General features: G+C 57.6%; 9 protein-coding genes. 6 read left to right on the top strand and 3 right to left on the bottom strand.

What is annotated here, in order from left to right; translation table 11 throughout:
• Nucleotides 1-11 precede the first annotated feature (11 nt).
• Nucleotides 12-1,907, top strand: coding sequence for a DUF4422 domain-containing protein (locus JS536_RS05400; RefSeq protein ID WP_214356087.1), 1,896 nt, complete (start codon nucleotides 12-14; stop codon nucleotides 1,905-1,907).
• A 155-nt stretch (nucleotides 1,908-2,062) separates the two neighbouring features.
• The gene (locus tag JS536_RS05395) at nucleotides 2,063-2,725 is read left to right on the top strand and encodes a hypothetical protein (protein ID WP_214356086.1); all 663 of its coding nucleotides are present in this window, start codon (nucleotides 2,063-2,065) and stop codon (nucleotides 2,723-2,725) included.
• 83 nt (nucleotides 2,726-2,808) lie between these two features.
• Here JS536_RS05395 and JS536_RS05390 read toward each other — a convergent pair whose 3' ends face one another.
• Nucleotides 2,809-3,831, bottom strand: coding sequence for a LacI family DNA-binding transcriptional regulator (locus tag JS536_RS05390; protein ID WP_214356085.1), 1,023 nt, complete (start codon nucleotides 3,829-3,831; stop codon nucleotides 2,809-2,811).
• A gap of 321 nt (nucleotides 3,832-4,152) precedes the next feature.
• Between JS536_RS05390 and JS536_RS05385 the strand changes: the two genes are divergently transcribed.
• The 4 genes from JS536_RS05385 to JS536_RS05370 all read left to right on the top strand — a co-directional run bounded on the left by JS536_RS05385 (nucleotide 4,153) and on the right by JS536_RS05370 (nucleotide 9,299).
• Complete coding sequence (locus JS536_RS05385; RefSeq protein ID WP_214356084.1) at nucleotides 4,153-5,331, top strand: extracellular solute-binding protein; 1,179 nt, start codon at nucleotides 4,153-4,155, stop codon at nucleotides 5,329-5,331.
• An 81-nt stretch (nucleotides 5,332-5,412) separates the two neighbouring features.
• The gene (locus tag JS536_RS05380) at nucleotides 5,413-6,351 is read left to right on the top strand and encodes a sugar ABC transporter permease (RefSeq protein ID WP_214356083.1); all 939 of its coding nucleotides are present in this window, start codon (nucleotides 5,413-5,415) and stop codon (nucleotides 6,349-6,351) included.
• Between the two features lie 14 nt (nucleotides 6,352-6,365).
• On the top strand, nucleotides 6,366-7,181 hold the full coding sequence (locus JS536_RS05375) for a carbohydrate ABC transporter permease (RefSeq protein WP_214356082.1): 816 nt from the start codon (nucleotides 6,366-6,368) through the stop codon (nucleotides 7,179-7,181).
• Nucleotides 7,182-7,241: 60 nt separating this feature from the next.
• Nucleotides 7,242-9,299, top strand: coding sequence for a TIM-barrel domain-containing protein (locus JS536_RS05370; RefSeq protein WP_214356081.1), 2,058 nt, complete (start codon nucleotides 7,242-7,244; stop codon nucleotides 9,297-9,299).
• A 101-nt stretch (nucleotides 9,300-9,400) separates the two neighbouring features.
• Here the strand turns inward: JS536_RS05370 and JS536_RS05365 are convergent, their stop codons facing one another.
• Nucleotides 9,401-10,339: a DUF1177 domain-containing protein gene (locus JS536_RS05365; protein WP_214356080.1), complete on the bottom strand. Its 939-nt coding sequence runs from the start codon at nucleotides 10,337-10,339 to the stop codon at nucleotides 9,401-9,403.
• Nucleotides 10,340-10,350: 11 nt separating this feature from the next.
• The gene (locus tag JS536_RS05360) at nucleotides 10,351-11,913 is read right to left on the bottom strand and encodes a hydantoinase/oxoprolinase family protein (protein ID WP_214356079.1); all 1,563 of its coding nucleotides are present in this window, start codon (nucleotides 11,911-11,913) and stop codon (nucleotides 10,351-10,353) included.
• Nucleotides 11,914-11,915: the final 2 nt, after the last annotated feature.

Here is an 11,915-nt window from a genome sequence, read left to right as displayed (position 1 = left end):
GAAGAACACGCATGGCTCTCACGGCGCATGACCAGCACCATCAGCACGACCGTATCAGGATTTTCGTTTCCGCACATAAACCCGCCGAATTCCCTAATTGCGCAAGCGTGCTGCCGATTCAGGTAGGCACAGCGAACGCCAAGATGCCGTTCGAGAATACACTGCACGATAATGACGGCGACTCCATTTCCGAGCTGAACCCCATGTATTGCGAGCTGACCGCCCAGTACTGGGCTTGGAAAAACGCGGATGCCGATTACTACGGGTTCTGCCATTATCGCCGGTACTTTAACTTCTCGCCGTCGACCTACGCGCAGAATGATTACGGCGAGATCATCGACACGTTCATCGATGCCGAATCAATCGGCAAGTATGGTCTGGACGACAATTCCATCGCGGCTGCAGTGTCCGGTTACGACGTCGTCACCTCACCAATCAACGACGTCCGCTCGTTCGGCGGATTCACATCGCTGAAGGATCATTGGAACGCAGACAGCCACCTGCGCATCACGGACCTGCATCATATGTATGACATCCTGTGTCGCAAGCACCCTGAATACCGCGAGGATGCCGACGCCGTGCTGGACGGGCGTAAGGCCTGCTTCTGCAACATGTTCATCATGCGCAAGGAGATCTTCTTCGACTACTGCGCTTGGCTGTTCCCTCTGCTGGAGGAGTTCGTGGGTGAGTGGGACCACAGCATCGCCGACGAACAAACGTTGCGTACGCCCGGTCATCTGGCTGAGCGACTGCTCAACATCTACATCGCACATCATCAGCGTACGGGTGCCGGATGGAAGACCAAGCAGCTGCAGTGCGTGCATTTCACCAATCCCGAACCTGTGGCCACGCTCGATCCGCTGGATGAGAACCCGCAGAACGTGGTGCCGGTGGTTTTCGCCGCCGACGATGCCTATGTTCCGATGCTGACCACGGCGATGTACTCGATGCTGAAGAACGCCAATCCCGACTGCATCTACGATGTGATTGTGCTGGAGCGGGATATTTCCGCTGCCAACAAGCAGAACATCGCGACGTTCCTCAGTCAATTCCCGCACGCCACCGTGCGGTTCTACGATGTGAGCCGTGCGATGGCCGGATACGCACTCACGACGAACAATGCGCATATCAGCGTCGAAACGTATTACCGGTTCATCATCCAGGATGCGCTGCCGTTCTACTCCAAGATCCTGTATCTCGATTCGGATCTGGTGATCAATGACGATGTGGCCGAGCTGTTCGACACGTCGTTGGGCGATGCTGCCATCGGCGCGGTGCGTGATTTGGACTATCTGGGCAATCTCAACATGAAGGACGGTAAGCGCCGGGAGTATACGAACAGGCAGCTTGGCATGACCAACCCGTACGGGTATTTCCAGGCTGGTGTACTGGTGATGAACCTGGATCGCATGCGCGCTCTTCATACGGTGGATGAATGGTTGGAAATCGCCTCGCAACCAGGCTTCATCTACAACGACCAGGACATCCTTAACATGGAATGCGAAGGCAAGGTGACGTACCTGCCGTATGAATGGAACGTGATGCACGACTGCGCCGGCCGAGTGCAGGGCGTGTTTGCCTATGCGCCCGTCGAGGTATTCCACGGGTATATGGCTTCGCGAAAGGTGCCGAAGATTGTGCATTACGCCGGTTTCGATAAGCCATGGAAGAACCCGTGGTGCGATTTCGGGCCGTTGTACTGGGATTACGCGCAGGAGACGCCGTTCGCGCTGCAGATGATGGCGTTGTTGGCCGGTGTGAAGCGTCCGGAGCCGGTGAGGCATCATGAGCGCGCGATTGCAGAGGACAGTCCGATCCGCAAGTATGTGGATGTGGTGGCACCGAGCGGTTCCAAGCAGCGCGAGCTAATGAAGGTCGTGGCGCGCAGGTTGCAGGGGAAACAGTGAATATATATGCGCCATTATTTGAATAGAGACGTTGCAATATGGTAGGTGCATTGCGGAAGTTTTAAAACCATCATTATTTTCAAGTGGACGAATAATTAATTGTTGTAGTTATCGTAAATGCTGTGGCCATGTTTAAAAATGTCAAATGAGGTGTAATGACTATCGATACGGAGAAGAGAAATCTACGACTTTATCGAATATATTTAATAATTATATTATCTTACTTTATTGTAGTCTATTTGCTATATATCAAGTATTCAAATTTTATTGCCTCGACCAGTGTTGCTGTCTTTAAAATAGTCGATTTACTTCTTATAATATTAATTATAGTGTTGGAGTTAATGTATAAAATATATGATTATGATTTCGTAATTCCATTTTTATTTCTTGTTCAATTTAATATTGGAATGTATTTATTAAAATATTATCCGTATATATATGAAAATAATGCGGTATTGGGGAGAATTGCAGGGGGTGTGCAATGCTTACTGGCCTTCTGTTCCGTTATAACACTTATTATCACCGATGGTAAAGCTGCCTGGGTCAAGGGTATGGCATTTTATTCGGTAGTATGGATGCTTTTACCTATTCTGATGTCAATTGTTGATCGAGCGATTGAACCGGTTGAAGTTCGGCTGCCGATAGTTTCTAAATCGATATCAGAAAGTGATGCTGAAAAAGTGTGGAAAATGATTCTTTCTGATGTGTTAATAGGTGTTTTGCTACTGGAACAGGCTTTAGAATTTTTTAAGATTATTTTTCTAAAAATAAATAGCTGGATAAATTCTTTTGTAAATTATTGTTGCTCTCGTTCATGAGGGAGATATACTTTTACGGTACATATATTGATGAGATGCTGTAATATTCTAGATGTGTTTTCGGCAAAAAATGATGATAACTTCTACTTAAGGATGTCAAACTGTACCGCGGCGACGGACCCACGGTCGATGTAGGAAGCCTTGATCAGGGTCTTCGTCGGCTGATTCCCCGGATGCTCGATTCGATCCACCAACTTAGTGACCGCCGTGCGGGTGACCAGTTCCACGTCGTTCTCATAGGCGGAGTACGGCAGGTACAGCGCGTCCGACATCTGCTTTTCGTTGATGGCGATGACGGAAAGATCATCGGGAATATGCAGACCGCGGCGTTCCACGGCCCGTCTGAATACCAACACAGCGGATTCGTTATGGATGACGAAGGCCGTGTCCGCTCCGCGTTCGTCAATGATTCGGTTGATGTCCTCGTCGATAAGCCCTGGTCGGGTCGAACAATGCCGGATGGTGGCGTGCATGCCGAGGTGTTCACCTGATTGCTGGATTTCCTGCAGGAAACGTGCGGTGTCGTTGAGCTGTTCGGCAATCACGCGACTGCTGAGTGTGATGACGCTCACCTCCCGGTGACCGGCGTTGTGCAGGGTCTGCATGGTCGAGGCCGCCATATCGGTGAAATCGGTATCCACCACATCAAGGGTCTGCGGGTCGAGCGGCACTCCCAGGGAAACCGCGGGCAGCCCGGATTGCACGACGATTGGGATACGTGGGTCGTTTTGCCGAACGTCCAGGAAGATGATGCCATCGGCTTTACGGGAACGGCAGACGTTCTCCGTGGCTGAACCGTCCGGATCATTGGTGATGAGCATGTCGTAGCCGGTTTCAGCGGCTGCGCGCGAAAGTCCATTGATATAGGTGCCACGGGCGATGTCGAAATAGGCTCCTTGCCGGTTGCTGGTCACCACCGCAATAGTGGTGGTCCGGGCTGTGGACAGGCTTCGCGCGGCATGATTGACCGTGTATCCGAGCCGGTCCATGGCTTCCCGGATGCGTTGCTCCGTGGCGGCGGCGACCGGGCGGGAGCCGGAAAGTACGAACGAGACCGTGGTTTTGGAGACGCCGGCCTCTCGCGCCACATCTTTGATGGTCACCATGGTGTGCCTCCTTTGAGCCCTGTCCGTCCCGTCCTCGTTCGCCGCCCGCTGCGTTGTGGGTGCCGTTCGATTACAACTTGTCTGTTTCCGTATACTAGCGGTTTCATGCCGCTGAAGCTAACCGGTTTGGGCGCTGATTTCATGCGAATCTTCCTTCTTTGAGAGCATCGGCGTGTCGCAATGCAAACCGGTTTGCATATTTCGATGATTTGATTTACACTACTTGATGTAAACCGGTTTGCATACCGGTGTGGAGACCCGAAGGAGGGTTAGCCACAAGGCCAGAAGAAGGCCAAGGGAACGGTCTCTCAAGGAGGAGATATGAAGTCCAATACCGTGCTGAAGGCAACCGCCGCTTTGTGCTCCTGCGCCATGCTTTTTGGAGTAAGCGCCTGCGGAAGCAGCAACGATGCCGCCGATGACAAGGTCATCGAATGGTGGGACGACTGGACCCGCCATGAGGACGGCTCCGAATTCGACAAGCTGGTCAAGGCATGCGCCCCCGAAGGGTACACCATCGAGCGTCAGGCCATCGCCACCTCCGACCTGCTGAACAACCTCACCACCGCCATCAAGGAAGACAACGGCCCGGACGTGGCCGTGATCGACAACCCGATGATTCCTTCCGCGGTCGATGCCGGACTGGTCGCCGGTTCCGATGAGACCGGCCTCGACGTCTCCGCCTGGGACGAGAACCTTGAGGCGCCGGGCGTGGTGGACGGCCAGGCTTACGGCGTTCCGCTGGGCGGCTCCAACACGCTGGGTCTCATGTACAACCCCAAGGTCATCGAGGCCGCCGGCGTGGACGTGAGCACCATCACCGACTGGGATTCGCTGAACGCCGCCATCGAAAAGGTGGTCAACGCCGGTTACAAGGGCATCACCTTCTCCGGCATCTCCGGCGAGGAAGGCGTGTTCCAGTTCCTGCCGTGGTTCTGGGGTGCCGGCGGCGACCTGTCCAAGCTGGACTCCACCGCCCAGAAGGACGCGGAAGCTCTGCTCTCCGGCTGGATTAAGAAGGGCTGGGCTCCCAAGTCCGCAACCACCAACACCCAGTCCGCGTCCTGGGACCTCTTCCTGGCCGGCGATTACGGCTTCGCCGAAATCGGCACCTGGATGCAGGCCGAGGCCGATAAGGCCGGTGCCAAGCTCATCCCGATTCCGGCCAAGGACGGCGGCGTCGCCAAGGTGCCCACGGGCGGTGAGTTCGCCATGGTGGCCTATCACAAGAAGAACGCCGAATCCCACTACAAGCTCGCCAACCAGGTCATCGAATGCCTCTCCGAAAACGAGACCCTGCTCAAGGTGAGCAACGCGCTGAGCAACCTCGCAGCCAAGAAGGCCGTGCGTGACGAGCAGCTCGCCGCCAACGAGGGCCTCGCCCAGTGGAAGGAATCCATTGAGAACGCCAAGGGCCGTACCTCCGACCTCGGTCTCAAGTACGAGGAGGCTTCCGCCAACCTGTCCGAGTCCCTGCTGGCGGCACTGAACGCGGCCTGACATCCGTAATACGGCATTCGGCAAATAAAGAATGCGTTTAACGGGCGGGCTTCGGTCCGCCCGTCTCATACAGGAGGAAACATGACAGCTGCAACAGTCAATCGTCCGCGTCGCAAGCGGGCCGGACAGGTCGGCAGCCCGGTTCGGGCAAAGCTGGCCATCGCCGGATTCATCGCCCCGCTGGTTGTCTATCTGGTGATTTTCTACGCCTTCCCGCTCATTCAGAACATCTCCATGAGCCTTCACCGTTACACGCGCCGCACCTTCGTCACCGGTGACGCACCCTTCGTCGGCTTCGATATCTATAAGGAAGTCGTCACGTCGGCGGAATTTTGGCCGGTCGTCGGACAGACCTTCGTGTTCGTTGTGGTCTCGCTGATCTTCCAGTATGTGATCGGCCTCGCGCTCGCCGTGTTCTTCAACGACAACTTCAAACTTTCCGGCGTGCTGCGCGGCGTCATGCTCATTCCCTGGCTGTTGCCATTGATCGTTTCCGGAACGGTCTGGCAGTGGATGATGGATCCGGATTCCGGCATCCTCAACATGTTCCTCGGCCTGTTCGGCATCGAACCCATCTGGTGGCTGCAGGCGGATAACTCCCTGTGGGCCGTCATCATCGCCAACATCTGGCTTGGCATCCCGTTCAATCTGGTGATTCTGTACTCCGGTCTGCAGAACATCAGCGGCGACCTCTATGAGGCCGCATCCCTCGACGGTTGCAACGCATGGCAGCGCTTCTGGAAGATCACCTTCCCGCTGCTCAAGCCCGTCACCTCAATCACCCTGCTGCTCGGCTTCGTCTACACGCTGAAGGTCGTCGACGTGATCTGGATGATGTCCCAAGGCACCGGCACCTCGCGAACCCTTGCCACCTGGGCATACGCCATGGCCTTCGGCAAGGGCACGTCCATGACCATCAAATATTCGGAGGCCTCGGTCCTCGGCACGATCCTCATCATCGTGGCGCTGATCTTCGGCCTGATCTACCTCCGGGTCCAGAAGACCCAGGAAACCTACTGAGGGGAGTGACCGCAATGACGCATCGCAGCACTTGGTGGAAAACCGTACTCGGCATCGTACTGACGCTTATCATGATGTTCCCCGTCTACTGGATGATCAACATCTCGTTCACGGGAAAGGCCTCCATCCGTTCCGGCGACCTGTGGCCCAAGGACTTCACCATCGACAACTACGTTCGTGTGCTGGGCGACCAGCTGCCCTACCTAGGCACATCAATCCTCGTGGCTTTCTGCTGCGTGATCCTGACCCTGGCCATCGCCCTGCCCGCCGCATACGCATTGGCGCTGCTGCGCTGCCCCGGCAGCGGCGTGCTGAGCTTCCTGCTCATCGTGGCGCAGATGATCCCCGCGGTCGTCATGTCTCTGGGCTTCTACGAAATCTACAACAACCTCGGATTGCTGGACACCCTGCCCGGATTGGTTCTCGCGGACTCGACCATCGCCGTTCCCTTCGCCGTCATGCTGCTGACCTCCTTCATGGCCGGCATCCCGAAGTCGCTGCTTGAGGCGGCTGAAGTGGACGGTGCCACCCGCACCCGTCGCTTCTTCTCCATCGTCATCCCGCTCTCGCGCAACTCGATCGTGACGGTCTCCCTGTTTGCGTTCCTGTGGTCCTGGAGCGACTTCCTGTTCGCCTCCACGCTTGACTCCGGCGGCGGCAAGATGAGGCCGATTACCATGGGCCTGTACAATTACATCGGTGCACAGACCCAGGAATGGGGTCCGATGATGGCCACGGCAGTGCTTGCATCCATCCCCGCCACCATTCTGCTCGTGTTCGCCCAGAAGTACGTCGCCGCAGGCGTGACCGCAGGTGCGGTCAAGGACTGATCCGCCGAAACCTGCGATCTGAGACGAAACACAAGCCACGAATCCCACAAGGACATCATCATGACCACATCATTCATCATTGAACCCAACGCCTTGATCTGGACCGGCGACGGCGAGACCCTTCGTGTCGAAGCCTGGGGCAAGAACAGCGTGCGCGTGCGCGCCACCCGCAACCGAAGCTTCGACCCGGTCGATTGGGCACTGCTTGAGCCGCAGAACGACGGATCTGCCAGTATCGTCGTCAGCGAGGACGGTGAGCATGCCACGTTGACCAACGGCGATATCATCGTCAAGGCCGACGCCACGCACGCCCCGTTGCTCTCCGCCGGATACGAGACCTTCCGCTGCGACTTGAGCTTCTGGAACAACAAGGGCGAGCTCCTGTTTCGTGAATATCCGCAAGGAGGTTCCCTCCTGCTCAAGGCGCGCGACTATGCGCCCGTCTCCGGAGAAAGCTTCAAGGCGACCGCCGCGTTCAGCGCCGACCCCAAGGAACGCCTGTACGGCATGGGCGAGTACCAGCAGGACGTGCTTGATCTCAAGGGTTCCACCTTTGAGCTCGCACACCGCAATTCCCAGGCGTCGGTGCCGTTCGTCGTGTCCTCCAAGGGGTATGGCTTCCTGTGGCACAATCCGGCCATCGGCCGTGCCACGTTCGGCCGCAACCGCACCGAATGGGCGGCACAATCCACCGATCAGATCGACTACTGGGTCACGGCCGGCGATTCCTACGCGCAGATCGAATCACAGTATGCCGATGCCACCGGTCATGCGCCGCAGATGCCCGAATGGGGCATGGGCTTCTGGCAGTGCAAGCTGCGCTACTGGAACCAGGAGCAGTTGCTTGATGTGGCCCGTGGCTTCAAGAGCCGCAACATCCCGCTCGATCTGATCGTCATCGACTTCTTCCACTGGCCCCACTTGGGTGATTACAAGTTCGAGAACGAATTCTGGCCGGACCCCGAAGGCATGGTGGCCGAGCTCAATTCCATGGGAGTCAAGCTCATGGTATCCGTCTGGCCTCAGGTTTCGGTGGCTTCGGAGAACTTCGTGGAAATGAAGCGCAACAACTATCTGGTGAGCGCGGAGGCCGGCCTCAACCTCGACATGATGTTCGAGGAACCGTGCGTCAACTACGATCCCACCAATCCCGGCGCTCGCAAGTTCGTGTGGAACAAGTGCAAGGCCAACTACTGGGACAAGGGCGTGCGCGCGTTCTGGCTCGACGAGGCCGAACCCGAATACGGTGTCTACGATTTCCGCAACTACCGCTACCACATGGGCAGTGATCTCAATGTGGGCAACATCTACCCGCAGGCCTATAACCGCGGCTTCTATGAGGGCCAGATCGAAGCCGGCATGGAAGGCGAGATCGTCAACCTGACCCGTTGCGCGTGGGCCGGCTCCCAGCGCTATGGTTCGTTGGTCTGGTCCGGCGACGTCGGATCGACATTCGCGGACCTGCGTTCGCAGATCACCTGCGCCATCCATATGGGCATGGCCGGTATCCCGTGGTTCACCACGGACATGGGCGGTTTCCATGATGGTGTGATCGATTCCGACGATTTCAAGGAACTGTTGGCTCGCTGGTGCGCATTCTCCACCTTCCTGCCGGTGATGCGTAATCACGGCGACCGTAGCCTGGGTACCCCGACCGGCAAGGAAACGGTGACCAACGCCGCCGGCGAACATCGTTCCCCCTCCGGCGCGGACAACGAGCCGTGGAGCTACGGACCGGAAATCGAAGCAGTGTTCCGCAAGTACATCGCCGTGCGCGAGGCCATGCGCCCGTACACCCGTGAACTGTTCGCCGCGGCACATGAGCAGGGTCAGCCCCTGGTGCGTGGCCTGTTCTACGAGTTCCCGCATGATGAGCACGTGGCGGATATCGCCGACGAATACCTGTTCGGCCCGGATATCCTCGTGGCCCCCGTGGTGGAGGCCGGTGCGGATTCACGCGATGTCTACCTGCCCGGCGATGCATCGACCACATGGACCGATCTGCGCGATGGTTCCGTATACTCGGGCGGCCAGACCATTTCAGCCGCCGCGGCACTGGATACGGTACCGGCATTCGCCCGTGACGGTCGTGACCACGGCCTGATTGGCCTGCTCTAATTCGTGTTTCCTCCTCCCTCTTCCGATAGTTAAGGCTGTGGGTTCCTTCTCGTTGAGAAGGAACCCACAGCCTTAACTAGTACTGAGACCGATTCTTGAATTTAATCAGCATTCCCGGGCGTCTGGAATCGCTCGAATCCGCCATACAGCGAAATCAGACGCTGGTATTCATCCTCGTCGTAGAACGAGCAGTGGCCAGCGGTGAAGGATTTCGCCACCTCGACGGCAAATCGGGCGGTTTCCTCCACATCCATGCCATGTGTGGCACCGGTGGCGCAGCCAGCCACTACCTGCTCGACGGTGATGGCGACGCCGATTACCGGGGCAGGAGTCGCGGTTGCCGGCTGCAGGATGCTGTTGAGATGGTACAGGTCATTGCCGTATGGGGTGATGTCCTGCTGACTCAATGCGAATACCTGTGGCATGTGTCCAGTGGTGCGGGTCATGATGTCCAGCACGTCATTGCTGACCGGCAGGATAGCGCCTTTGAGCACGGTCGGTGAAATGGCGAATCCGTTGACATTGATGATGCGGTTGCCTTTGGTGGTGTCGATGGAGAGCACGGCATCCATGCGTTCGTCGACTTCCTGCTCGTTCATGGTGGCCATGTCGATGGGGGAGTCCATGAACGGCACCGGCTCATGGGGAATCGTAGGCGCGTCGGGGCACACGTGCGTGCCGATGATGACGTCGCCGTCGAGCACGTCGCCGTTACGGTGCATCTCGGCGAGTTTGAGCGCGACGGTCAGCGCAGCAAGCGCTCCGTCTCCGTCGGAAACCTGTCCGATGAGACCAGGCCGTGCGCCGATGCCGCCCAGCCTGCCGACGATACCGAGCGTGGGGGAGCCCCCGCCAACGGTCTTGCCCGTGCGACCGGGAATGATGATTTTGATGCAATCAGTGGAACCGCGATCCGTGCTGATGGTGTGCAAGGTCACATCATCAGCACCGCGTTCACGCAGCAGCGAGGCCACGGCGTCGCCGTTGGCCTGCGGCGTATCCAACAGGTCGTATATCTCCAGCATCTGACGCAACAGCATGAATCCTCCTCCTACTTGGTCACCAGGCGAAGGTCGCCGGCGGCCTTGATACGGATTCGGCTGGTCTTGCCAGGGTAATAGGCCAGCGGTACGTCCTCGGAGTCGATGATCTCGACGGTCGCCTCATCGGCGCCGGCGCGGACGGCGGCTGCGATTGCTTCCTGACGAGCGTGTTCGAGGGCTTCCTCACGGCCGATCTCCTCGTAGTCGACAAGCTTTTCGAACATGCCGGAGACCTTGGAGATAGCGGAACCGATGGCGTTGGCGCATCCTGCGAACTCCGGGCAGGCCACGGACTTGGTGCCGGCCAGATCGTGGGGGAGCAGCACGGAGCCGCCGCCGACCAGGATGGCATCGATGGGTTCGCTGGAGATCTTCATGGAGTCGATGGCGTCCTCAACCATTTCGCGCATGACCGTGTACGCCTTCTTGGCAACTTCCAGATCGATGCTTTCGGTAAGCGTCGGGTCGCCAATCGTGGCCTTGCCCAGGCGATCCGCGATATCGGTGGCGGTGATGACGTCGCCGCCGAAGCACAGCGCCTTCTCGGTGATCTGGTAGCCGACCGAATCGGGGCCGACTGTCACGGTCCCGTCATCGTGCGTGCGCACGATGGAGCCTCCGCCCAGGCCGATGGAGATGACGTCGGGCATGCGGAAGTTCGTGCGCACGCCGCCGATATCAACCGCGACGCCGCTTTCGCGCGGGAATCCGTGGGAGAGCACGCCGAAGTCGGACGTGGTGCCGCCGACATCGATGACGATGGCGTCGTTGAGCCTGGTCAGATAGCTTGCGCCGCGAATGGAGTTGGTTGGACCGCAGGCAATGGTCAGAATCGGGTAACGACGGGCATTTTCAATGGTCATGAGGGTGCCGTCGTTCTGGGAAAGGTAAACCTCCGCGTTGACGATGCCCTTGTCCTTGAGGCTCTGTGCAAAACCATCGGTGAAGCGTTCCGCCACTTCGGTCAGGGCGGCATTGAGGATGGTGGCATTTTCGCGCTCAATCAGGCCCATTGAGCCGATTTCGCTGGAAATGGACACGGGGAAATCGTCGCCCAGAATCTCATGGGCAATCTGTGCGGCGTGGATCTCGTCATCATTGCGCATGGTAGAGAATACGCAGGAAATGGCCAATGCCTTGATTTTGCCCTTGACCTTGTTCAGGAAAGCGCGGCAAGCTTCTTCGTCGAATTCATTGAGTCGCTTGCCGTTGAACTCGAATCCTCCTCCGATGATCGTCCAATCGACGCACACGGCGCGGATGGAATCATCCCAGTCCACCATCGGCGGGATGCCTTCACTGGCCGGTGCACCGATACGCAGGATGGCGATGGGAGACAATCCCCTGCGCTCCACAATGGCGTTCGTGCACTGCGTGGTGCCCAGCATGGCCTGGTTGATGAGTGCGGCATCCACGCCCGACTCTTCCAGAACGGCGTCCACGGCATCCATGATGCCGCCGTACACATCCTGGCTGGTGTGCCGCTTGACGGCGGCCACCACATTCATATCCTCATCGATGATGACGGCATCGGTATTGGTGCCGCCCACGTCGATTCCCAGTTTATACATGG

This window comes from Bifidobacterium sp. SO4, assembly GCF_018555355.1.
GTDB lineage: Bacteria > Actinomycetota > Actinomycetes > Actinomycetales > Bifidobacteriaceae > Bifidobacterium > Bifidobacterium miconisargentati.
Note: the sequence above shows the minus strand (reverse complement) of the source record. Positions and strands in the feature narration are given on the sequence as shown.